This window comes from Collinsella aerofaciens ATCC 25986, from assembly GCF_964239575.1.
Lineage (GTDB): Bacteria > Actinomycetota > Coriobacteriia > Coriobacteriales > Coriobacteriaceae > Collinsella > Collinsella aerofaciens_BQ.
On sequence record NZ_CAXSQQ010000001.1, the window covers coordinates 47,184 to 69,835 of the forward strand.

Annotated in this window: 19 protein-coding genes; 6 read left to right on the plus strand and 13 right to left on the minus strand. The window is 59.8% G+C overall.

Annotation, left to right across the window (positions count from 1 at the left end; translation table 11 throughout):
• Window positions 1–15: 15 nt before the first annotated feature.
• From ACESUZ_RS00200 to ACESUZ_RS00215, 4 genes are all read right to left on the minus strand, one after another.
• A complete protein-coding gene (locus ACESUZ_RS00200; RefSeq protein ID WP_373197930.1) occupies window positions 16–894 on the minus strand; it encodes a spermidine synthase in 879 nt (292 codons plus the stop codon).
• Entirely contained in the window at window positions 895–2,802 is a 1,908-nt protein-coding gene (locus ACESUZ_RS00205; RefSeq protein ID WP_373197931.1) for an elongator complex protein 3, read from the minus strand.
• Between the two features lie 98 nt (window positions 2,803–2,900).
• On the minus strand, window positions 2,901–3,800 hold the full coding sequence (locus tag ACESUZ_RS00210) for a DUF4097 family beta strand repeat-containing protein (RefSeq protein ID WP_373197932.1): 900 nt from the start codon (window positions 3,798–3,800) through the stop codon (window positions 2,901–2,903).
• Window positions 3,800–4,522, minus strand: a complete 723-nt coding sequence (locus ACESUZ_RS00215; protein ID WP_373197933.1) for a helix-turn-helix domain-containing protein — start codon at window positions 4,520–4,522, stop codon at window positions 3,800–3,802. The genes ACESUZ_RS00210 and ACESUZ_RS00215 overlap by 1 nt, the downstream gene beginning before the upstream one ends.
• A gap of 267 nt (window positions 4,523–4,789) precedes the next feature.
• Here ACESUZ_RS00215 and ACESUZ_RS00220 point away from each other — a divergent pair, with 267 nt between their 5' ends.
• The 3 genes from ACESUZ_RS00220 to ACESUZ_RS00230 all read left to right on the plus strand — a co-directional run bounded on the left by ACESUZ_RS00220 (window position 4,790) and on the right by ACESUZ_RS00230 (window position 9,614).
• Entirely contained in the window at window positions 4,790–5,662 is an 873-nt protein-coding gene (locus ACESUZ_RS00220) for a class I SAM-dependent methyltransferase (RefSeq protein WP_373197934.1), read from the plus strand.
• 120 nt (window positions 5,663–5,782) lie between these two features.
• Complete coding sequence (gene trmB, locus ACESUZ_RS00225; protein ID WP_373197935.1) at window positions 5,783–6,622, plus strand: tRNA (guanine(46)-N(7))-methyltransferase TrmB; 840 nt, start codon at window positions 5,783–5,785, stop codon at window positions 6,620–6,622.
• Between the two features lie 310 nt (window positions 6,623–6,932).
• Window positions 6,933–9,614, plus strand: coding sequence for a DEAD/DEAH box helicase (locus ACESUZ_RS00230; protein ID WP_373197936.1), 2,682 nt, complete (start codon window positions 6,933–6,935; stop codon window positions 9,612–9,614).
• A gap of 74 nt (window positions 9,615–9,688) precedes the next feature.
• On the opposite strand, the gene ACESUZ_RS00235 is transcribed toward ACESUZ_RS00230, so the two are convergent.
• From ACESUZ_RS00235 to ACESUZ_RS00260, 6 genes are all read right to left on the minus strand, one after another.
• On the minus strand, window positions 9,689–11,446 hold the full coding sequence (locus ACESUZ_RS00235; protein WP_373197937.1) for a DUF2130 domain-containing protein: 1,758 nt from the start codon (window positions 11,444–11,446) through the stop codon (window positions 9,689–9,691).
• 140 nt (window positions 11,447–11,586) lie between these two features.
• Window positions 11,587–12,147: a metallophosphoesterase gene (locus ACESUZ_RS00240; RefSeq protein ID WP_138111904.1), complete on the minus strand. Its 561-nt coding sequence runs from the start codon at window positions 12,145–12,147 to the stop codon at window positions 11,587–11,589.
• Window positions 12,148–12,198: 51 nt separating this feature from the next.
• Complete coding sequence (locus tag ACESUZ_RS00245) at window positions 12,199–12,378, minus strand: hypothetical protein (protein WP_195544263.1); 180 nt, start codon at window positions 12,376–12,378, stop codon at window positions 12,199–12,201.
• A gap of 18 nt (window positions 12,379–12,396) precedes the next feature.
• On the minus strand, window positions 12,397–12,723 hold the full coding sequence (locus tag ACESUZ_RS00250) for an HIRAN domain-containing protein (protein ID WP_035137041.1): 327 nt from the start codon (window positions 12,721–12,723) through the stop codon (window positions 12,397–12,399).
• 425 nt (window positions 12,724–13,148) lie between these two features.
• Window positions 13,149–14,528 carry an aldehyde dehydrogenase gene (locus ACESUZ_RS00255; RefSeq protein WP_195521000.1) on the minus strand — a complete coding sequence of 460 codons (1,380 nt, stop codon included), beginning with the start codon at window positions 14,526–14,528 and terminating at the stop codon, window positions 13,149–13,151.
• An 8-nt stretch (window positions 14,529–14,536) separates the two neighbouring features.
• Window positions 14,537–15,757 carry an iron-containing alcohol dehydrogenase gene (locus ACESUZ_RS00260; RefSeq protein WP_373197938.1) on the minus strand — a complete coding sequence of 407 codons (1,221 nt, stop codon included), beginning with the start codon at window positions 15,755–15,757 and terminating at the stop codon, window positions 14,537–14,539.
• Between the two features lie 256 nt (window positions 15,758–16,013).
• Between ACESUZ_RS00260 and ACESUZ_RS00265 the strand changes: the two genes are divergently transcribed.
• Window positions 16,014–16,574 (plus strand): ferritin family protein, encoded by a 561-nt coding sequence (locus ACESUZ_RS00265; protein WP_022094328.1) that lies wholly within the window; start codon window positions 16,014–16,016, stop codon window positions 16,572–16,574.
• Between the two features lie 240 nt (window positions 16,575–16,814).
• Here ACESUZ_RS00265 and ACESUZ_RS00270 read toward each other — a convergent pair whose 3' ends face one another.
• Together ACESUZ_RS00270 and pdxR are read right to left on the minus strand one after the other, a co-directional pair.
• The gene (locus ACESUZ_RS00270; RefSeq protein ID WP_373197939.1) at window positions 16,815–17,696 is read right to left on the minus strand and encodes a putative endonuclease domain-containing protein; all 882 of its coding nucleotides are present in this window, start codon (window positions 17,694–17,696) and stop codon (window positions 16,815–16,817) included.
• Window positions 17,697–18,238: 542 nt separating this feature from the next.
• Window positions 18,239–19,675: a MocR-like pyridoxine biosynthesis transcription factor PdxR gene (gene pdxR / locus ACESUZ_RS00275; protein ID WP_270226241.1), complete on the minus strand. Its 1,437-nt coding sequence runs from the start codon at window positions 19,673–19,675 to the stop codon at window positions 18,239–18,241.
• A gap of 145 nt (window positions 19,676–19,820) precedes the next feature.
• On the opposite strand from pdxR, the gene pdxS reads away from it, so the two are divergent.
• Window positions 19,821–20,711 carry a pyridoxal 5'-phosphate synthase lyase subunit PdxS gene (pdxS, locus tag ACESUZ_RS00280; RefSeq protein WP_373197940.1) on the plus strand — a complete coding sequence of 297 codons (891 nt, stop codon included), beginning with the start codon at window positions 19,821–19,823 and terminating at the stop codon, window positions 20,709–20,711.
• Window positions 20,712–20,731: 20 nt separating this feature from the next.
• Complete coding sequence (pdxT, locus tag ACESUZ_RS00285) at window positions 20,732–21,319, plus strand: pyridoxal 5'-phosphate synthase glutaminase subunit PdxT (protein WP_195246464.1); 588 nt, start codon at window positions 20,732–20,734, stop codon at window positions 21,317–21,319.
• Between the two features lie 355 nt (window positions 21,320–21,674).
• Here pdxT and ACESUZ_RS00290 read toward each other — a convergent pair whose 3' ends face one another.
• A complete protein-coding gene (locus ACESUZ_RS00290; RefSeq protein WP_373197941.1) occupies window positions 21,675–22,586 on the minus strand; it encodes a hypothetical protein in 912 nt (303 codons plus the stop codon).
• Window positions 22,587–22,652 lie beyond the last annotated feature (66 nt).

Below are 22,652 nucleotides of genomic sequence, written 5' to 3' on the forward strand. Positions count from 1 at the left end.
TTGGGACGGGGAGACTTACTTGTCGTGAAGGACGGTACCGAGGAAGTCGGTGTCGAAGGGCACAGCTTCGGCAAAGGCGTAGTCGCCGTCGCTGGCGATGAGCAGATAATTCTCCTCGCCGCCGAACTCTGCATCGCCACATGGGACCACCCAAGCATGGTCGAACACCTCAAGCGCCGTGGCGGCACAGTCGCGCAGGAACGTCACATCGCTCCCCTCGTTTGCACTCACGATATTGGCAACGTAGACGCCACCGACATTTAGGCTGCCCCGCACCAAACGCAATGCCTCAACCGTCGCCAGCTCGCGTACGGGCTCGGCACCGCCAAAGCAATCGCTCACGACCACGTCGTAGCGACGATGGCCCACGCTCGTCACACCCAAATACGAGCGAGCCTCAGCGGTTATCACCCGCAGGCGATCGCCCGCCGCGCGCTCCAGCTCGTCTAGGTAGAACCAGCGGCGCGCCAGGCGCGTAATCTCTCCGTCATACTCGATGACGTCCATGCGCAAGCCCTCGTGCGACATCAGCGCGAACTTGGGATAGGCAAACCCGCCGCCACCCAGCACAAGCATGCGGTTGATGCCGTGACCATAAGCATCGCGCATCGCATCCTCGGACTCAAACACGTCGTCAAACGCACGATAGTACGCAAAGACGGGCTCCGCCCAACGCTCACCAACGTAGCTTGCGCTTTGGTAGACGCCGCCTTGCACCAACACGCGAATCTCATCGCCGTCCCCATCGTGCACGCGTTTCACACGCGCCAACCCATTGCGGGTTCGCGCAACCTGCAGACAGGCAGCACGAACAGCGACAGCGGCCGCACCAAGCGCCGCGGCTCCCAGAGCAACGCCGGCAACGACGCCGGCAGAAACACTCGGCTTGTTCATCTAGAGCTCCTTTTGCAGATAGAGTCCATGATCGTAAAAACCCAAATGGCGATAGTACTCGCGCGTACCAATCGCGCTGATCACGTTGATGCGCGTATAACCCGCATCCCGGGCAATCTCGCACGCACGCTCTACGAGCAGACGCCCCAACCCATGGTGCTGGGCTGCCTGGCCTTGATACCCCACGCGCGCCGCCATGCCATACACGTGTACCTCGCGAATCATCGCCTCGTCCGGCATCGTCAGCAACTCGTCCGCATGCGCGGCAACAAACGAATGGTCGGGCAGCGACAACCGCAAAAAGCCCGCGATCTTGCCCTGCGGCGTCACCCACTGCAAAAAGCGCTCGTGCGTCACCGGCGTCTCGTACGCCACCTCCTCATCAAGAGATAGCTCATCCAAGTCGGCACCCGCCGTGCTGATCTCGCGATAGCGAATCTCGCGCACCGTCGCACCGTCACCCCGAGCGGCCAAGCGGTTTTCGACGAGCTGACGCAGGTTGGGTTTCTTGTTGCCCACCATGATGTCGTCGGAACTAAAGTCACGGATCATGCGACTGATGCGGCAGAACGCCGGCGTCACCACGATGTCGTCGGCCAGCACATCGAGCAGCTCTTCCTCAGTATAGGGACGCCACTCACCGCGCTCGTAGCAGGCCACCAGACGCGAGCCCTCGATGAGCGCACACGGGTAAACCTTGACCTCGTCGGGCATAAAGGCCCCTTCGGTCATAAAGCGTTCGTAGTCGCGCTTGTCCCCCTCGGGCGTGGCGCCCAGCAAGTTGAGCATAAAATGCGCGTGGATCTTAAAGCCAAACAGGCGCGCAAGCGAAAACGCCCGCTCGATCTGCGCCACCGAAATACGACGCTCGTTGATATCGAGCAAATGTTGGTCGAGACTCTGAATACCCATCTGGATCTTGGTGCAGCCCAGGCAGCGGATAAGCGTGAGGGTCTGCGGCGTCACGGCATCGGGGCGCGTCTCGATAACGAGCCCCACCACGCGATGCTTCGCCGTCTCGTTGATGCGCTGCTGACGCTCAAGCTCCTCCATCGTTGCTGTCTGCCACTCGGCAACCTCACCCCACGGCGTACCAGGGCCGTACAGACGACGCACCGCGCGGTTGTAGCCGCCCACGGCAGCATCCACACGCTCCTGCTCGTCGGCAACGCCAGCAGCAAGCTCAGCCTTGTCTGTCGCAATGCCGGCAACCCGATAGCGCTCGCGGCGCTCTGTTACCACCGGCGGCAGCGCATCGGCGGGAGCGTCATCGAGCAGGCGCCCCGCCTCGGCACGGCTGATGCCCGGACGCGCCAGCATGGGGTTGGCCGCCACGCCGGCGACGGCATCGTCATTGAGCGCACGGAAAAGCTCCGACATAAACCACGTCTGATACCCTTGCGGATAGTCGCTCCAGGTGCCACCGAGCACGATGAGCTCAATCTTATCGGTTGCGTGCCCCATCTGCGAAAGCGCGGTCAGACGAGCGCTCACCTGCAGATACGGGTCAAAGCAATTTTGCTCCGCACGGGCGCACGCCGGCTCGGCGTGCAGGTAGCTTTTGGGCATGCGCAGATCGTTGGGACAAAACAGGCAATCGCCCGAGCATGGCCAGGGCTTGGTGATAACGGTAATGGTCGCCACGCCCGAAGCCGTGCGACGAGGCTTCATACGCAGCACCTGCAGCAGTCGACGTTCCAGCTCGGCATCGACATTCCACCCAGCCCAACGAGCCGGCTCCTCACGTTTTACCCGCTGGTAGAACGGCAGCAGACGGCGCTTGGCCAAATCGCGTTTGTCGGCACCCTCACGGCGCGCCTCGGCATGTATCAGTTTGACGAGCGCTTTGTCGTCCACGGTCTCGCCGCGACGCAGAGCCTCGAGTATGTTCAAGATAATCTGTTCCATGACCCCATTGTAAAGGCAAAGGCGCCGGAGCCCGTCACGGCTCCGGCGCCTCCATCAAACAGCGCAGCTATGGTATATAAGTCTTCGATAACCGCCCGTCACTCTGAATCAAATGACATGTCGCCCGAACCGACCTCAAAACGATACGTAGCAGACTTATCGCCGTTATCGAATTCAAGATTCAAAATGGTCTCGCCGTCGTAGCCAAGCGGAAGGAAATCGCTCTCGAAGTCGCCGCTGCCCAAGGTAAGGCTCGCCTTAAAGCCCGTCGAGTTCGGAACCATCATCTCCACATCGCCCGAGTCCACACTCACGTCCATCGACTTCGCGGGGGCCTGGTAGAGCTCGAACGTCACATCGCCCGAACCGACCTCAGCACTGAGCGCATCAGTCACGCTGCCCGCAAACTCTACATCTCCCGCACCCAGGAAAAGGTCGAAACCATCACAGGTGACACCGGCAATCTGCAGATCACCCGAGCCCACGTGCGCGTTGACTCCCTTCAGATGTTCGGCAACACGGCGCGGCAGCTCGACCGTAACTGAGCGATCGATTGCCTTACCGTCATCACTTCCAAACTGGGAAACCTTGAGCGTCGAGTCCTCGACGGATGCGATGTTCTGCGTCGCGGCCTTGGAGGCATCCATACCATTGGCAACGCGTCCCCGCTCGATAACGCGAGCCTTGTTACCATCAATAACCTTGACGTCCACCGTAGCCGCATCGATATCGAAATCGAGGTAGCGAAACTCATCGGCATCAAAGGTCGTACACGAAAGCTGCTGAGGCCGAGCGGAATAGTTACCGCCATCGTTCATAAAATCGTCGTCATCAACCACATCGTCCATACCGGACAAGCCGGGTATAACATCGTCGAGATCCCACGGGCCATCAAAATGAATCAAAGTCCGCGAAACGCCAAAAACAAGCCCGATAATCAGTACAAACGCTCCGATGCCGACGCCCAGGCGCAGCTTGGATTCATGCGAAAGCTTCATCATTCGTCACCTTCTTTGGCACATGGCTCAGCGGTGGCCGCGGTAGCCACGTCAGCATCAGGTTCCGCAGAAGTATCCTTCCCCTGGGCCCTGACCGCCACCGGTGCCGGACCAACCTGAATATCCCCACGCGCCCAATCACCATCGAGTGCACGCGCCACCCAGTGATAGATGGGAATCGTGAAGAAGATCAGCGCAGCAAAGGGGCAGGCACCAAACAGGAACATCAGTAAAAAGAACAGCAGCCAGCACACGGCCCAATACGGGAACGACTGGAACGGGCCCTTCACCGGAGTCGGGCCAACTGCGCCGCCACTCGTCGCCTGTGCCGTAGCGGCATTGGCGGCCTGCGCACTCCAGCTTGCCGCCTGCGCCGCCTTGGCGGCGGCATCACTCGCCTGCGTTGCCGCCTCGGTGGCGCGTGCCGCCGCCTCATGGGTGCGGGCGCGCTCTGCCGCCTCGGCCTCGCGCTGACGAGCGCGGTCCTCGTTCTCAAACTCGATATCGTCCTCGATCTCATCGCTCGGATTGAGGAGCTCGTCCAAACTCACGCCATAGAGCTTGGCGAGCGAGATCAGGTTCTCGGTATCGGGCGAGCTCTCCGCGCGCTCCCATTTACTGACCGCCTGGCGCGACAGTCCCAGCTTTCGTGCCAGCCCTTCTTGGCTAAAACCCTTCCTGCGACGAAGGTCGGCGAGCCGCTGCGCAGTTTCTACATTCATGGTTCCTCCTATGTGATGCCAGCCGTGCCGCCGGACCGTTTTTGTTCTTAAGGCGCCTTGCACAGTTAAAAATCTATCCGCCACCGCCAAGAGCATGCCACCTATTCTAGTGAGATTTTTGACAACCGGCGGTTGCGGGTGCATATGAGCTGCGGAAATGTGTCCAAACAAAGCAATGACACCTAGCTCGGTTGTCCCCGTTGCGGCGTTAACGGTAGTATGGTCGTACTGTTTATTTCGCACCGCCAACGGAGGGAGTTCCGCGCCGTGAACCGCGATTTCGCCTCATCGCTCATCCAGCTCAACAACACGTTCTATCGCGAGCACTCCGCCTCCTTCTCCGATACGCGCCAGGCCCCGTGGCCCGGCTGGGTACGCACCATGGATATCGCGCTCGAGCAGCTCGACGTCGCCACAATCGAGCATCCCGTCCGCGTCTTCGACCTTGCCTGCGGCAATATGCGATTCGAGAACTTTGCCGCCGGCGGCGCACTTGCCGCCAAGGGCGTCGACGGTGCAAATCCTTCGGCAGATGCCAGCTGCCCGTTTGAGTTCTATGGCGTCGACTCGTGCCAAGACCTGGCCATCGATGCACATGGTCACGCCCTGCGCATTCCCAACCTGCACTTCCAGGAACTCGACGCGCTCGATGCCCTTATGAAGCTCAACCCCGCCGAGACACCCGACGTGCTTTTCGACGCCCCGCTCGCCGACATCTCGGTCTGCTTTGGATTTATGCACCACGTGCCGTCGTGCGAGTACCGCGTACGCGTGCTCGACGCTCTGGTGCGCCAGACGCGCCCAGGCGGCATCATCGCCATCAGCTTTTGGGAGTTTATGAACGACGAGCGCATGGCGCGCAAGGCCGTTCGCGCCGAGGCCCGCGCCGAGCTCACCCCGCCGTTTGAGGGTTACGATTCCGCGCAGTTTGAAGCCGGTGACCACCTCATTGGCTGGCAAAACGACCGCCACGCCTACCGCTATTGTCATCACTTTGACGATCAGCAGATCACCGACCTGGTGCGCGGCGTCCGTACGTTCTACAAGAGCGGCGAGGTCCCCGTGCGCGAGCTCGAGCGCTTCCATGCCGACGGTCGCAGCGGCAATCTCAACCGCTATGTGATCCTCAAGCGCCTGTAGGCACCGACGACTCGCCGTCGAGCCGCACCGCGTCTTTCGGGCATAGTATGCCCACCCCTTTTTTCAACCCATTGACGGAACGCGCAGCTATGCGTTCCCCACTTATGACCAAGGAGCCTCATGGGAGCCGTCCACGTTCGCACGCCTAAGAACTTTGTGCTCGAAGAGCGCCTGGAGCGCTACGCCGATGCGATTGAGACGAACCCCGAGGCCTATGCCGGAGATTGGCGCGAGGCTTGCGCGCTAGTTGGCAGCAAGCCCTTCGAGCACCTTCACCTGGATCTCGGTTGTGGCAAGGGAACATACCTTGTAGAACGCGCGGCCCACGAGCCAAACACCCTCTTTATCGGCATGGACCAGGAGCCCATCTGCATCGCCTATGCCGCGCAGAAAATCTGCGAGCAGGCGCTATCCAACGCACTCGTCCTGCCCCGAGGCGCCACATCGCTGCCACAGCTGTTTGCCGCAGGCGAGCTCGATGCCATCACCATCAACTTTCCCACGCCGCAGCCCAAGGCCAAGTACGCCAAAAAACGACTCGTCCATGTCGACCATCTGATGCTCTACCGCCCGCTCTTTTCAGCCAGCGCCACCGTCACGCTGCGCACCGACAGCAAGCCATTGCGCGACTACGCCCTGGGACAGTTTGCCGCGGCGGGCTACGACACGCTTTGGGTAAGTGACGACGTCCGCCGCGACCATCCCGAGCATCCCGAGACCGAATATGAATGCCGCACGCGCGAGATGGGTGCCGTCGTCTATGGCATTTGCGCCACACCCGGCGCGCAGCCCAGCGATGAACAGCTCGCGGCGGGCCGCGCGCAGGAGCAAAGCCTAGCCTGCTACCTGCCCGATAACCTCGATGAGCTCGCCTATGTGCCTCTGGGCATGGAAGAGGCCGTCGAGAACTTTAGAAACCGTGCCCGCAAGGGCAAGAAGCGTCTACCGCAAGAGTCCTAGGGGCTTCTGATGGTCGCGGCGTCGGCAAACAAGCGCAAATAGGCGCCAGCGAACGGCCCTTAAACCTAAGTGAGTAGACTTTTTTGCAATAGCCAAGCACAACCCGCGTAGCGAAAAATAAAACCGCAGGTAGAGCCCTTGTGCAAAAGCCATGTGCTCGCGACATCGCAAAAAGTCTACTCACTTAGCTGGCAACCGCACCAAACGGCCGGGCAGAACGCCCATTTCCTGCATTTTCTCGCGCGCTGGCACCCCGCGCCGCTGCTACGCCATAATAGTTGGCGGACAAACGGCGAGAGAAAGCAACCACATGGCACAGACCACGACAGATACTTCCGCCAGCACCGTTTCTGGCGCCGGCGCCGCCAGCTCGTTCTCGGGCGGCACGGGAACCGAAGCCGAATTCGGCTCGCTCGGCGCGCTCTCCCCCACCTGGTGGGAGCCCGAGGATGGTAGCGAGCCCGAACCATGGCTCACGCCCGATCAGGCCTTCGAACGCTTCTTTGAATGGACAAGCGACCGCGGTATTGAGCTGTGGGACCACCAGGAAGAGGCCCTCATGGATCTAGCCGCCGGTGACCATGTCATTTTGGGAACACCGACCGGATCGGGCAAGTCGCTTGTCGCGCTAGGCATGCTCTTTATGGGCATGGCACAGGGCAAGCGCTGTTATTACACGGCCCCCATCAAGGCTCTGGTCAGCGAAAAGTTTTTCGACCTTGTGCAGGTGCTCGGCCGCGATAACGTCGGCATGATCACCGGCGACACGCATATCAACACCAAGGCGCCCGTCATCTGCTGCACGGCAGAAATCCTTGCCAACGATGCACTGCGCGAGGGCGAGGGCGCCGACGTGGGCTGCGTCGCCATGGACGAGTTCCACTATTTTGCCGACCCCGACCGCGGCTGGGCCTGGCAGGTGCCACTGCTCACCCTGCCTCACACGCAATTCATGCTCATGAGCGCCACGCTCGGCGATGTCACTGCCATCGCCGCCTCACTCGAGGAACACACCGGCGCTACCTGCGACTTGGTCGTCGATGCCCCACGCCCCGTGCCGCTGAGCTACGACTACGTGACGACCTCCCTCGAGGGCACCGTCGAGCTCGCGATGCGCGGCGGAGAGGCCCCGCTCTATATCGTGCACTTTAGCCAGGATGCCGCCCTTGCGACGGCACAGTCGCTCGCCAACTTTGGCATTGCCAGCAAGGAGCAGCGCGAGGCCATCAAGGAGGCGGCCAAGGGCACGAGCTTCTCGACGGCCTTCGGCAAGATCCTCAAGCGTCTGCTTGGCTGCGGCGTCGGCGTGCACCACGCCGGTATGCTGCCGCGTTATCGTCTGCTGGTCGAGCGTTTGGCGCAGCAGGGCCTGCTGCCCGTCATCTGCGGCACCGATACGCTCGGCGTCGGCATCAACGTACCCATCCACACCGTGGTGCTCACCGCGCTCACCAAGTTCGATGGCTACAAGATGCGTCGTCTGCGCGCCCGCGAGTTCCACCAGATTGCCGGTCGCGCCGGCCGCTCGGGCTTTGATACCGAGGGCATGGTGATTGCCGAGGCACCCGAGCACGAGATCGAGAACGCCAAGCTCATGGCCAAGGCGGGCGACGACCCCAAGAAGCTCCGCAAGATTAAAAAGAAGAAGGCCCCCGAGGGCTTTGTCACCTGGAACAAGCAGACCTTTGAGCGCCTGATCGAGACGCAGCCCGAAACGCTCAAGCCGCGCCTGCGCATCACACACTCCATGGTGATTAGCGTGGTCGAGCAGGGCGGCGACGCCCGCGCCCGCGTGCACGACCTCATCGAAACAAGCCTGCAGACCCCTGAGGAAAAGGCAAAGCTCGAGGTTCGTGCCGACGAGATCTTCGCCACGCTCATCGACTCCGGCGTCGTCGTGCGCACCGAGGTGCCGCCCGCACCCGACGCTCCAGCTGACGCCGCGCCGGACATCGACTATGCGCTAACGGTCGACCTGCCCGAGGATTTTGCGCTCGACCAGCCGCTCTCGCCGTTTTTGCTTGCCGCGCTGGAGCTGCTCGACCCCGAGAGTGAGACCTATACCATGGATCTGATCTCAATGGTCGAGGCTACGCTCGAGGATCCCAAGCAGGTGCTGCGCGCGCAGGAGCGCGCCGCGCGCGACCGCGCTATGGCCGAGATGAAAGCCGGCGGCGTCGAATATGAGGAACGCTTGGAGCGCATCCAGGATGTCACCTACGAAAAGCCGCTCGAGGATTTGCTCGATGCCGCCTTCGACAAGTACTGCCAGGAAGTACCTTGGGCCAACGACTACCAGCTCTCGCCCAAGAGCGTCCTGCGCGACATGTTGGAGAGCGCGAGCGACTTTAAGGGCTATATCCAAAAGCTCGGCATCGCCCGCTCCGAGGGCATTCTGCTGCGCTACCTAGCCGAGGCCTACCGCTCCCTCGATCGCACCGTGCCCATTGAGAAGCGCGATGAGCGCTTGCGCGACATCATTTCGTGGCTCGGCTTTGTGGTACGCTCGGTCGACTCGAGCCTGGTGGACGAGTGGGAGAACGCCGGCAACCCGGCGGCCCTCGACGCCGCGCCGCCGCAGGGCATCGACGAGGTCGTTGCGGACCGTCGCGGCTGCACGCTGCTGGCGCGCAACGCACTCTTCCGCCGCGTGACCCTTGCCGCCCGCGAGCACGTTCGCGACCTGGGCGAACTCGACGAGGACTGGGGCATGAGCGAGGTCCGCTGGCAAAAGGCGCTCGATGCCTACCATGAGCAGCACGAGGAAATCCTCACCGACGGAGATGCCCGCAGCGCCGCGATGTTTACCATCGACGGGAGCGACGAGAAGACCGATCACGTGTGGCACGTGCACCAGATTTTTGCCGACGAGGATGGCGACCACGACTTTGGCATCATGGGCGATGTCGACCTGGATGCCACGCAAGACGGCGGCGAGGTCATCTTCAAAAACTACCGCGTCGGCTTTATCGAGGACCTGCTCGAGGACTAGCCGTACATACTGGAACGAAGCGGGGCCGTTGGCAGTATCGCCAGCGGCCCCGCTTTTGCACTATACGCTATCCCCTACTCGGCATCCTCGACCTCATACGAATCCGCCTCGGCGGGCTCATCGTTTGCCCCTGTCGCAGCCCCGCGCGCCTCGTCAAACGCCGCCTTCATGGTCTTGTTGCCCCAGGTGAGCTTGCGAATGGTAAGATCGTCGGCCTTCTTGTTGGCTAGACGTAAATTGTTCTCGGAGGACAGCAATGCCTCCTTGGTTTTCTGCAGATGGCTAATCGTCTTGTCAATCTCCTCGATCGCCGTCTGGAACTTACGGCTCGCAAGCTCATAGTTGCGGCCGAAGTCGTTCTTGAACTTCTCCATCTTGGCCTCGAAGTTCGTGACGTCGATGTTCTGCTGCTTGTACTCCGCCAGCTCCTGCTTATAGCGCAGCGAACCCATGGCGGCGTTGCGCAGCAGCGTGATCATGGGAATGAAGAACTGCGGGCGGATCACGTACATCTTCTCATAGCGGTAACTCACGTCGACTATCCCTGCGTTATAGAGCTCGCTTTCGGGCTCGAGCAGTGTGCAGAGCACCGCGTACTCACAGCCTTTCTGGCGACGATCGTGATCGAGTTTCTTAAAGAAGTCCTCGTTTTTGTGCTTGGTCGCGGTCTCGTCGTTCTCGTTTTTCATCTCGAACATAATCGAAATGACCTCGTTACCGCTTGCGTCGCACTCGCGGAAGATAAAGTCGCCCTTGGTGCCCTCGGACGCATCGTTATCCTTCTCGAAGTACGCGTTAGGAAACGCCGTCATGCGCAGACGGTTAAACTCGGTCTCGCAGTGCTGCTCGAGCGACTCGCCCACCATCTTGGTGGACAGGCGGACCTTCATGTCCTTAAGGCGCTCAATCTCTTCGTCCTTGTAGCGAATCAGGTCATCGCTCGCGCGCTTGGCCTGCGCAAGCTCGAGCTCGTGTGCCGCCTTGACCTGTTCCTCGCGAGAATCGCGCACCGCCAGCTCGCTCGTCAGTTTGGCACGCGCCTCATCGCGCTCTCGCTCCGCCGCGGCGACCGCCTCTGACAGGTTCATTTTTGCCATCAGTTCCTGCTCGCGCAGCTGGGCACGCAGGCCCTCGGCCTCTTGCTCGGACTGAGCCTTTGCGGCGGAAAACTTCTCTTGCACCTTCGCGCGATAGTCAGCAAGCGCGCGCTCGGCCTCGCTGCGAGCGGCATCGAGCTCACGCTGCGACTCTGCCGCGGCAGCGGCAAGCGCCATCTCCTGGGCCTTGTCCGCCGCGGCAAGCCTGGCCTGCAGCTCGGCAATCTGAGCGTCGCGTGCAGCTAAATCGTTTTGAGCAGCGTTGCGCGCCGCCGACTCGGCAAGCTTTGCTTCGTCATCTTTGCGCCCAAGCTGCGCACGCAGGCTATCAATCTCACGCTGGAGTTCGGCATTCTCTTTTTGAGCATTGGCTCGTGCCTCAACCGCCGCGCGCTGGCTTGCACTCTCGCGCTCTGCGGCAGCGCCCTCGAGCTTAGCGCGCAGCTCGGCAAGCTCAGCATCGCGCTTGGCAACCTCTTGCGCCAGTTTCTGATCCGCAGTGTTCTTCTGCTCGACAAGCTGGGCATTGCGCTGAGACTTTGCCTGTTGCAAGGCAGCCGTCGAACGCGAGCGCTCAAGCTCCAGCGCCTGCTCACCCTCACGCTGGACTGCCTTCACACGCTCATCCAGGTCGCGCGAGAACTCGGCATCGCGCACCTGCTTGACGATATCCGCATAGCCGGATGCATCGACCTTAAAAACTTCGCCGCAATGCGGGCACTTGATCTCGTTCATAGCAGCTCCTCGATGGACGCAAATATCAACCGGCTACACTCTACCGCGCCGCGCGGACAAAAAAGGCGCCGCCGCCATAATGGCAACGGCGCCAGAACCACCACAAAGGTGCCTGTCCCCTTTGTGGTGGCTCTGGCGCCCTATAACCCAAAGAAGCTAAGAATCTGATCGCGGCTTACGGGCTTGTACTCGTTGGCATCGAGACCGACATCGTAGCGAAAGATAGGGCGCTCGCGATCGCGGTTGCGTGCGTTGGCGCGGTCACCTCTGCTGTGGATATGCCCATGCAGCATAATGGCGCCACGTGCCTTGCCGTTCCAGCTGAGCATGGGGTAGTGGCTCATAACCAGACGATGGCCCTTGGCATAGCCGGGAGCAATCTCCAGGTAATCGCGCACGTCTTCCCAAATCCGCGGTACGTCGGAATCTTCCCAGTCGCCGTCATGGTTACCGCGGATGAGCGTCACGTTCTGGCATTCGATACGCTCGCGCAGGCGCACCGCCTCCGCCAGGGGCAAACGATAGGTAAAGTCACCCAGAATATAGAGGCGGTCGTCCGCAGCCACGCACTCATTGATGGCATCGATGACCTTGCGGTTCATCTCCTCGACCGAGCCAAACGGCCGGTCCATGTCGTGCAAGATATTCGTATCGCCCAGGTGCAAGTCGGCGGTAAACCACATCATCGTCTGTGTCCTCATTTCGCAACGTGTTCAACTCGTGCTAAGTATACAGACGCAGCGATGCGGCGGTTATCCAAAGAGCCCGCCGAACAGTCCGCGGCGGCGTTTGTCTTGCTTTTTCGAAGCGTCACTCTGAGTTTTCTTGTCCTGCCGTTTCTTACGATCCTGCTCCAACTCATCGTCGTCGAGTAGCAGATCCCACTCAAACGGATCGTCTGTCAGATCGAACTGGTCGTCGTCATCAAACATGGCCGCCTCCATTGCCGACTAGCGGGCATCCACCACATAGAGGCCAACGCGCACCTGGTGCCACGGGCTGCGCTCGGGGGCAACCTGTTGCACGCGGGCCTCAAATACGTCCTCGTGGCCGTAATACATCATCAAGGACAGCGGGCCGACCTCGTTTCCCGGAACGTAGCCAAGTTTGGTCTTGCCATAGTAGATCGCAACTGCCTCGGGGTCATGGGGATTATCGCGCTCGGCACACAGCGTCAGCTTATCGCCCGCTTTAAGATCGCCCAGGACCAAGGCGCCATCGGCATACTGAAATCCTGCAATGTGAAATGACAGAAGAACACGTGAAGGCTCGTACATAGCAGCTCCTCTAACGGCCGGATAAACCGGTGTGTAACCTTATTGAGAAGTCTACGGTCCCGCGCGGACACAAATACATCCTGTCTGCGTCCTTCAATCGTTTGCCTCAACGCTTGCGCGACAGAACGCTTGCAGATAAGATAGGAACACGGATGGCACCCGTTGCCGCGGGTCTTGCCAACTCCGATACACGTTTTCATCGTGAGAAGTGGCCGTCTTCGCTTACGCGGGGGCGGCTATTTCATTCGGCCGATAAACAGACCGAGTTCGATAGCCGCAATCAACAACGCCAATAACGAAATAACATCGCTTACGTTCATACCAAATCCCTTCTAAAGGGAGTTGGCCCATCCGTGCTCCATAACAGTAGTCTAACGCAAAATGCAGGTAATAGGAACACTTGTTCGTATTACCTGCGCCCTTTTCTAATGCACAAACATGCGCACGAACTTGTGCTTCCAGCTTGCGTAGGGCGCATACCGAAACGGCACGTCCAGCCAAGTTGCCTTGTTCACGATACTCTTCTTGTGGCTAAACGTATCGAAGCTCTCGCGTCCATGGTACTGCCCCATACCGCTCGCGCCCATGCCGCCAAAGCCCATATGGCTCGTAGCCAAGTGCATGATCGTGTCGTTGACACAGCCACCGCCAAAGGGCACGTAACGCACGAAGCGCTGCTGAACTGCGCGATCCTGACTAAAGATATACAGGGCCAGCGGCGTCGGACGATCCGTAATAAACGCTTCGGCCTCGTCTAGGCTCTCAAACGTCAGCACCGGCAAGATGGGACCGAAGATCTCCTCCTGCATCACGGCGTCATCGGGGGTCACGCCGTCTAGGATCGTCGGCTCAATCTTGAGCGACGACTCGCGCGCCGTGCCTCCCAGCACGACCTTATCGGGATCGATCAGCCCGCGCACGCGCGCAAAATGCTTAGCATTGACGATATGCCCGTAATCCTCGTTATCGAGCGGATGCTCGCCAAACATACGGCGGACCTCTTCCTTGATGAGGCCCAGCAGCTCGTCGTGCACGCGCGTATCGACCAGCAGGTAGTCGGGCGCCACGCAGGTCTGCCCCACGTTGAGCCATTTGCCAAAGGCGATACGCCGTGCCGCGACCTTCAAATTTGCCGTCGCATCCACGATGCAGGGGCTCTTGCCGCCCAGCTCAAGCGTCACGGGCGTGAGGTTTTTGCTCGCGCGCTCCATAACGAGCTTGCCGACCGGAACGCTACCGGTAAAGAAGATCTTGTCCCAACACTCATCGAGCAGCGCTTCGTTTTCGGCGCGCCCGCCCTCGACAACCGTCACCAGGCACGGATCAAATGCCTCTTCACAGATTTGCTTGAGCACCGCGCTCGATGCCGGAGCATAGGCACTCGGCTTGATGACCACGGTATTGCCCGCGGCAAGGGCGCCGGCGAGCGGCTCGAGTGTTAGCAAAAACGGGTAGTTCCACGGAGCCATGATGAGTGTGACGCCATAGGGCACGGCTTGCGTTTTGCACACGCTCACGGCGTTAGCGAGATCGCACGGACGCAGGCGCGGACGACTCCACCGAGCCACGTGAGCGATCTGATGTCGAATCTCGGAAAGCGACGTGCCGATCTCGCACATATAGGCCTCGTCATGCGACTTCCCCAAATCGGTCTTGAGCGCATGGGCGATATCGGCCTCGTGGGCCCGCACCGCATCGCGTAAACTCACGAGCGCGCGACGTCGAGCATCGACATCAAACGTGGCGTGCGTCTTAAAGTAGGCGCGCTGATCGCCGACGATGCGCGCAATTTCCTCGGTGTTCATGGACCCTCCTAATTCTCGTCCTCAAACATACCACCTGCAACGACTTCGTACATATGCTCGAGCTCCAAGCGGTCCATTAGAAGCGGAACGGGGTATAGCGGATTGGCCTCGGCATCGGCATGCGCCGCCATCTCGGGAATGTCAGAGCGGCGAATGCCCAAAACATATTTGGGGATTCCCAGGGCCTCGTTCATGCGGTCGACCCAATCGATAAAGGCCTCGGCCGCAAGACTATCCTGCGCGGTAGCCGGCGCAATGCCCGCCATGCGAGCAAGATCGGCAAGCTTGGGGGCGGCGGCGTCACCATAAGCGCGAAGCATGTGCGGCAGGCTGATCGCGTTGGCCAAACCGTGCGGAATTCCGTATCGGCCGCCCAGACTGTGCGCGATGGCATGCACATATCCGACATAGGAGCGGGTAAACGCAACGCCCGCCTTATACGCCGCCGAAAGCATATTGCGACGAGCGCGCATGTCGTCACCATGCTCATAGGCCTCGAGCAAATTGTCGTGGATAAGCTGCACCGCCTGTCGCGCCATCTTGCGCGTATAGGGCGTGGTGCTTCGCCCGATAAAGGCCTCAACGGCATGCGTCAGGGCGTCCATGCCCGTCTGCCCCGTAATGGAAGCGGGCAAGCCGCACGTAAACTCGGGGTCGTGGACTGCAAAACGCGGGATGAGCACAAAGTCGTTAATGGGGTATTTGTAGTGCGTCCCGTCATCGGTAATTACCGCCGCAAGCGTGACTTCGCTTCCCGTACCGGCGGTAGTGGGAACGGCGATGAGCAGCGGCAGGCGACGATGAATCCGCAGCAGGCCGCGCATCTTGTTGATGGGCTTGTTTGGCTGCGCAATGCGTGCGCCCACGCCCTTGGCACAGTCCATGGCCGAGCCACCGCCAAAGCCGATAATGGCCTGGCAGGCGCTCTCTCGATACAGGGACGCCGCTTCTTCCACGTTTGAAACCGTGGGGTTTGCACGCGTTTCGGCATAGACCGTAACGCCAATCCCCTGAGCCGTAAGCGCACGCTCGAGTGATGCCGTGAGCCCCAAACGTGCAATACCAGGGTCTGTCACGATAAGGACCTTCTGGATCGAGCGCTTTTGAAGCACCGCGGGCACATCCTCGGCATGCTCCAAAATGTGCGGCTCGGTATAGGGCAGGATCGGCAATGCAATGCGAAAAACCGTCTGATATGTTCGGCACCAGGCACGACGGGCTAGATGCATAAAGGAAACTCCTTTATTTGTTGATGGGTCAACATTTGCTCGACCGATTGTACTCAGCGGCGGTCAAAGACGGCCTGCCAATCGTTAATCAATCAACATCTTCATATCCCAAAATTGTTTTATTAAAAATCATTCCTAATAGGCTTCACATTTGGTTGCATTTATGGATAATAGAACTCGTCAAGACGCACGTCCGGAGAGGGCCCTTACGGGACCGGACGAGCGCACAATCGCCATCGATCGAAAGGATCGAATCATGAAGTTTGTTTGCCCCGTTTGCGGTTATGTGGAAGAGTTCGACGGCGACCAGCTGCCCGAGGACTTCAAGTGCCCCCAGTGCGGCGTTCCCGGTTCTCGTTTCCTGAAGCAGGAGGAGGGCCAGCTCGAGTGGGCCGCCGAGCACGTCGTGGGCGTCGCCAAGATGGAGGGCGTCTCCGAGGACATCGTTGCCGACCTGCGCGCCAACTTTGAGGGCGAGTGCTCCGAGGTCGGTATGTACCTGGCCATGGCTCGCGTCGCTCATCGCGAGGGTTACCCCGAGATCGGCCTGTACTGGGAGAAGGCTGCCCACGAGGAGGCCGAGCACGCCGCTAAGTTCGCCGAGCTCCTGGGCGAGGTCGTGACCGACTCCACCAAGAAGAACCTCGAGATGCGCGTTGAGGCCGAGAACGGCGCCACCGCCGGCAAGACCGATCTTGCCAAGCGCGCCAAGGCCGCTGGCCTCGATGCCATCCACGATACCGTGCACGAGATGGCTCGCGACGAGGCCCGCCACGGCAAGGCTTTCGCCGGCCTGCTCAAGCGCTACTTTGGCTAAGCCAGACGCCTGAGAGACAATCTCTAGCTCGATAAGGCCCGGACCGCATGGTTCGGGCCTTTTTGTGTCTCGAGGACTCGTTAACGCCCTGAAATAGGACTGCCTTCGGCATCGGTTTCTCGTCAAAAACTAAGTGAGTAGACTTTTTGGAACTTGCCGAGCACACCATCCATATTGCTTTATAAATCCGCAGGTAAATGACTTGTTGCAAAACGGCTTGGTCGCCAAAGTGCCAAAAGTCTACTCACTTAGAACCGCAGCCGTCCACGATCGAGCCATTTTGTGTCTAGCGGGCATCTTTCCGTCGATTACTCCCAATTTTGTCCAGTCAATGAATAGTTCAGACCGGAGTAATGCCTCAGCCCTTTGCTCATCCGAGCTTTTATCACGATATTCAGCATCGAGCATCCTGCATACGGCCTTAACGATCGCGCGGAATCTATCCTCATCCGATATCTGTCTGTGTGTCAGGAGAAGCACATCGTAGCCCATGGCCTGAAGGGCCGTCATGCGTTCAGCGTCACGCAAGCCATCCCCTGCGCGTCCGTGCGAGGCCTTTCCCTGACATTCAATGGCCACCTGTCGCCTGCCGTCCGGCGAAGACAGAAGTATGTCGATATATACACGGGACTTTCCCACAATCGCTCGAGCACTTGTGCTTAGCATCACTTCAACATTAAGCTCTATGTCGCAAAAACCTTCGCCTCCCAGGGATCGCGGCAGTGCAAGTAGCAAATACGCCTCGACCTCAAAAGGCGACGCGGCACCCAATGGAACGAGTTGCGATACCGCCATAAATCTATTGCCGTAACGCATCCCACAAACATCTGAACAAAAACGGTCAAGGTCTCCGCCCAAAACCAAAGCGTCTCGACGCCATATATTTGAGGCGGTGCCGTCCTCGGACGGGCAGCGCGCCCAACCGAACGTTGTCGAAATCGCACCCGAATCAATTGCACGCGAAAGCTCCGTCTCAAGTAACGCCGGCAGGGCACACACCGCAAACAAGCCACACATCTCCGCCAATACCAAAAGAAGCTGAAGATCCGTCAGATGCCGTGACATGATGAATGCCGTCAGTAGAGGAGACGTAATCAAAAATCCATGCTCCGTTTCCAGCACGGATTCCCTGGGGAGCTCACCAAGAAACAGCCGCTGCCTAATGCTGGCAGGACAAGTCCGTTTGTTTCTCGTCCGAACCAATGTATGCAACGGAAAACCGAGCGCGACCGCAGCCGTCGGGTTGCGGGCGAGATCATATCGCTGCCGGTCTTCTTCCGGTCGTGGAAGCGGCGGACACAAAGCGCGGACTTGAGGAGGCAAACGCCAGTACCTAAAAGCCGATATGTCACAAAGTAGATCCTTCATAGGCACAGGAGAACACGAATTTCAACCCAGTCAGTCACGCATTGGCGCGAACGCACCAAAAATGGCGCCGAACGGACTGCCAAGTTTTCAACAGCCCTCCCCAACTGGCCAAAAGCTTGTCGAGAGCTGGACGAAGCCCTGTTGAAAACCCTATTTTTTTCTCATGCAGAAGCTTTACGCGGCAAGTGAGTAGACTTTTTTGAACATTCCGAGCAGGCCGGTCTTCCTGCTTTTCAAAACCGCAGGTAGATAGCTTGTTACAAAACTGCCTGGTCGCCAAAGTGCTAAAAGTCTACTCACTTAGATTGCAGAGTGCCCCCCATTAGCTGCAATTCCAAGGTAGTTAGTACTTTTGGACTCAGATCGTCATACTGGACAAGAATATGAGTTGAGTTTTCAGGGGCAGATGCGCCATCGGCACACCAAAAACAGTCACCGATATCGATAAAAGGGATGCTCGAGCGCGTGAGGGCCCGTGCAAAAGTGCTTCCGCCCGTTCCACGCTCCGCAACCACGGTGCAGTAAAGGCCCGCGTCTGCGTGTTCGATCGAGACTTCCCCTGCCGGAAATGCCTTCCGCACAAGCGCCGCCAGGCCATCACGCGCCTCGCGAGCACGAACGCGCACGCGGTTCACATGTCGCTCGTAATCACCCGATTCCAGCAAACGAGCCAAAGCGACCTGGTCAACGGAACTCACCGACGAGGCGTAAAAACCAAGGTTGCGCCTAAACCGCTCCATTAGCTCATCGGGCAGCACCATGTACGCTAGACGCAACGCCGATGACAGGCTCTTCGAAAACGTGTTGGTGTAGATAACCGACTGGGCGGCATCTATCGACGCGAGCGCGGGAATCGGCTTCCCGGCAAGGCGAAACTCACAATCAAAGTCATCTTCGATAAGATACCGATCTGGTCGCTCGGCGGCCCAGCTCAGAAGCGCATAGCGACGCGCAATGCTCGTCACAAGGCCGGTCGGATACTGATGGGACGGCATAAGGTGAAGGACATCGGCCCCGGTTTTCTGCAGAGCGCTCAGGTCCACGCCGTCGTCATCCAACGGGACATGTCGAACTTTGCAGCCCATAGCCTGATAGATGCGCGTCAGGCGCAAATAGCCCGGATCCTCAACGGCATACACCTTGTCGGCTCCAAGCAACTGAACCAGCATGGTATCGAGCAGCTGGGCGCCCGCGCCGATAACGATATCGTTGGGATCGACATTCATGCCCCTCGTCCCACGCAGATGGTGAGCAATTGCGCGTCGTAGCCGAGCGGTGCCCTGCGCCGGTGCGGGCGAAAAGATTTCGCGCTCATCTTCGGATGCCAGCGTCGCCCGTAGTGCGCTTTGCCAAAGCCGCGCCGCCTCCAAAGCGGAAGGAGAAAGTGCATCGAATAGCTCGACCTGTCCGTTGACATCATGCGCGCTGGGACCCGCAGAGGCGTTATCTCGGTCGATGCCCTCCGCAGCCGAAGCCAAAACCGGTGCATCCGGAAGCTCACAAGCGTAGTAGCCACGACGTGGCATTGAGCAAATATAGCCCTCAGCGAGTAACTGGCTATATGCATTCTCGATGGTAATGACACTGATTCCCAGATGACTGGCAAAGGCGCGCTTAGACGGAAGATGCTCCCCCGCCACAATACGTCCAGCTACGATATCATCTCGAATTTGCTGGTAAACATACTCATAGAGCGATGCTTCGCCGCGTTTTTCCAAATTGTAGTCAAGCATGAGTTTGCCACCTGACCTTATCGAGCTGTTCAATCTGGTATTAGGCTGACCTTATTATTATCTCGAAAACTGAGTATTTTGCCATACCCAGCTCCCCGATAGGATGTTCCGTCAAGCAATGCACATGCCAACCAAGGGAGCAACCATGGCAGAACAGACCAGCAAGGCCGATCGCGTCAAACTCAATCGCGAACTCGCGCAGATGCTCAAGGGCGGCGTCATCATGGACGTCACCACGCCCGAGCAGGCATGCATGGCCGAGGAGGCAGGCGCCTGCGCCGTCATGGCACTCGAGCGCATCCCGGCCGACATCCGCGCCGCAGGCGGCGTCTCGCGCATGAGCGACCCCAAGATGATCAAGGGCATACAAGAGGCCGTCTCCATCCCCGTCATGGCCAAGTGCCGCATCGGTCACATTGTCGAGGCGCAGGTCCTGCAGGCCATCGAGATCGATTACATCGACGAGTCCGAGGTTCTCTCCCCCGCCGATGACGTCTATCACATCGACAAGACCCAGTTTGACGTGCCGTTTGTCTGCGGCGCCCGCGATCTGGGCGAGGCGTTGCGCCGTGTTGCCGAGGGCGCCACTATGATTCGCACCAAGGGTGAGCCGGGTACGGGCGACGTCGTTCAGGCCGTGCGTCACATGCGCAAGATCCAAAAGCAGATCCGCGACGTTGTTGCCCTGCGCGACGACGAGCTCTTTGAGGCAGCCAAGCAACTGCAGGTTCCGGTCGAGCTGGTACGCGAGGTCCATGCCACGGGCAAGCTTCCCGTCGTGAACTTTGCCGCCGGCGGCGTAGCGACCCCGGCCGATGCCGCGCTGATGATGCAGCTGGGTGCCGAGGGCGTCTTTGTCGGCTCGGGCATCTTTAAGAGCGGCGACCCCGCCAAGCGCGCCGCTGCCATCGTCAAGGCCGTGGCAAACTTCACCGATGCCAGGCTCATCGCCGAGCTTTCGGAGGACCTGGGCGAGGCCATGGTGGGCATTAACGCCGACGAAATCGAGATTATCATGGAAGAGCGCGGGCGCTAGTCCAGCAGAAAGGATCGCACATGAGCGATTATGCAGACCAAACGGTTGCCGTGCTGGCGGTCCAAGGCGCTTTTGCCGAGCACGAGGCAAGACTATTCGAGCTTGGCGCACACTGTATTGAGCTGAGGCAGGCGGCTGATTTGAAGCAGGACTTTGACCGTCTGGTACTTCCCGGCGGCGAGTCTACCGTTCAAGGGAAGCTGCTTGATGAGTTGGGCATGCTCGAGGAGCTTCGTGCCCGTATCGCTGAAGGTATGCCCGTCCTGGGCACCTGCGCCGGCCTGATTCTACTGGCTCACGACCTTGCCGCCCATGACGATAAGGGCACGCCGCGTCTGGAAACCATGGATGTACTTGTCGAGCGCAATGCCTACGGCAGGCAGCTCGGCAGCTTTCGAACCAAGGGGCAAATAGCCGGCATCGACGGTGAAGTGCCGCTGACGTTTATCCGCGCGCCCCGCATCGTCGAGGTCCACGGCGACGCCAAGGCCTTAGCGAAAGTCGACGGTCGTATTGTCGCCGCCCGTCAGGGCAACCAGCTCGGCGTAACCTTCCACCCCGAGCTCGACGACGATACCCGCCTCCACGAACTGTTCCTACAAATGTAGGCATCGAAATCAACAAACGAAACGAGAGTGGATGATCTCCCACTTTGAGCTTGAATGCAGGCTCAAACCGGGAGATCATCCACTCTTGTTCTATGTAGTCGTTTAAGAACGTCCCCAATGACTACAAGGAGTGTCCCAAGCTGCCGGCAGAAAAGGAACGTCCCTAACTGCCGCATCCGGAGCAAGACAACGCCGCAGGCAGAGGACGGACAGCGAGCGGGTCGCATTTGAGGCAAGGTGACGTGAAACGAAAGGGCGCTGACCTTCTGGTCGCGCCCTTGAAGTTGAACGTCAGATTGTCCAAATGTGGCCCGCGCAGCGTCGGCCCGTTACGGCGTTTGGTAAAACGCCGTAACTAAAAACGGTTGCCGCGGAAGCCGCCGCCGTTGCGGCCGCCACGATCGCCACCGCGACCGCCACGGTCGTTACCACGGTTGCCGCCGAAGCCGCCACGGTTGCCACCGCGATCGCCATAGCCACCACGGTTGCCGCCAAAGCCGCCGCGACCGCCACGGTCGCCGCCACGGTCACCAAAACCGCCACGGCCGCCACGATCGCCACCGCGACCGCCGCGGTCGCCGCCACGGCCACCACGATCGCCAAAGCCGCCGCGACCGCCACGGTCGCCGCCACGGCCACCACGGTCGTCACGGCCGCCGCGAGGACCGCGGTCCTCGTCCAGGCCCATGGCGACGAGCGGAGCGATAACCTTATCGAGAGCGGCCATCAGCTCGGTGGCCTCCTCATAAGAAAGCTCGGGCAGGAGCTTCTCCTTCTTGTTGGCAAGCTCGACCAGGCCCTCAGCGGCATCCTCGGCGGCGAAGACAACAATCTTGCGCATATCGCCCTCGGCGTCGTCGATGCGGCCGACCAGATCGGCAGCCTCGGCCTCGGCCATCAGGCCATCGAGCTCACGGAGGCGCATGCCCAGCAGGTCGGACATTTCCTTCTGCTCCATCTTGGGCTTGAGGTCAAGAAGCTTGATGGCGCGCTCGATGTTCGCCATGCGCTCGGCCTTGGCCTCCTCCTCCTTGGAAATAGCAAAGCGACGGCTACGCAGCAGGCGGGCGGCCTTCTGCATCTTGTCCATCAGCTCTTCGTCATCGTAATCAACGGCGGCCTCGACAACCTCGGCCTCCTCCTCGGCGGAAACCTCGTCAGCAGCCTCAACCTCGGCAGCTTCGGTCTCCACGGTCTCGACTGCCTCGACCTCGGCAGCCATGGTCTCGTTCTCGATCTCGTTCATGATCTCTTCGTTCTCGGACATGAGACTCCTTCTTGGCCCTCTCGGGCATCATCGCCCCATTCGCGGGGCCCGTCGCGCACTCTTTGC

Coding starts and splice junctions, on each gene's coding strand:
- ACESUZ_RS00235 (WP_373197937.1), bottom strand. CDS start 11,446: ATGAACGAGATCAAGTGCCCGCATTGCGGCGAAGTTTTTAAGGTCGAT.
- pdxT (WP_195246464.1), top strand. CDS start 20,732: ATGAGCGATTATGCAGACCAAACGGTTGCCGTGCTGGCGGTCCAAGGC.
- ACESUZ_RS00200 (WP_373197930.1), bottom strand. CDS start 894: ATGAACAAGCCGAGTGTTTCTGCCGGCGTCGTTGCCGGCGTTGCTCTG.
- pdxR (WP_270226241.1), bottom strand. CDS start 19,675: ATGCTTGACTACAATTTGGAAAAACGCGGCGAAGCATCGCTCTATGAG.
- ACESUZ_RS00230 (WP_373197936.1), top strand. CDS start 6,933: ATGGCACAGACCACGACAGATACTTCCGCCAGCACCGTTTCTGGCGCC.
- ACESUZ_RS00245 (WP_195544263.1), bottom strand. CDS start 12,378: ATGTTTGATGACGACGACCAGTTCGATCTGACAGACGATCCGTTTGAG.
- ACESUZ_RS00290 (WP_373197941.1), bottom strand. CDS start 22,586: ATGTCCGAGAACGAAGAGATCATGAACGAGATCGAGAACGAGACCATG.
- ACESUZ_RS00215 (WP_373197933.1), bottom strand. CDS start 4,522: ATGAATGTAGAAACTGCGCAGCGGCTCGCCGACCTTCGTCGCAGGAAG.
- ACESUZ_RS00260 (WP_373197938.1), bottom strand. CDS start 15,757: ATGCATCTAGCCCGTCGTGCCTGGTGCCGAACATATCAGACGGTTTTT.
- trmB (WP_373197935.1), top strand. CDS start 5,783: ATGGGAGCCGTCCACGTTCGCACGCCTAAGAACTTTGTGCTCGAAGAG.
- ACESUZ_RS00250 (WP_035137041.1), bottom strand. CDS start 12,723: ATGTACGAGCCTTCACGTGTTCTTCTGTCATTTCACATTGCAGGATTT.
- ACESUZ_RS00205 (WP_373197931.1), bottom strand. CDS start 2,802: ATGGAACAGATTATCTTGAACATACTCGAGGCTCTGCGTCGCGGCGAG.
- ACESUZ_RS00240 (WP_138111904.1), bottom strand. CDS start 12,147: ATGAGGACACAGACGATGATGTGGTTTACCGCCGACTTGCACCTGGGC.
- pdxS (WP_373197940.1), top strand. CDS start 19,821: ATGGCAGAACAGACCAGCAAGGCCGATCGCGTCAAACTCAATCGCGAA.
- ACESUZ_RS00265 (WP_022094328.1), top strand. CDS start 16,014: ATGAAGTTTGTTTGCCCCGTTTGCGGTTATGTGGAAGAGTTCGACGGC.
- ACESUZ_RS00210 (WP_373197932.1), bottom strand. CDS start 3,800: ATGAAGCTTTCGCATGAATCCAAGCTGCGCCTGGGCGTCGGCATCGGA.
- ACESUZ_RS00255 (WP_195521000.1), bottom strand. CDS start 14,528: ATGAACACCGAGGAAATTGCGCGCATCGTCGGCGATCAGCGCGCCTAC.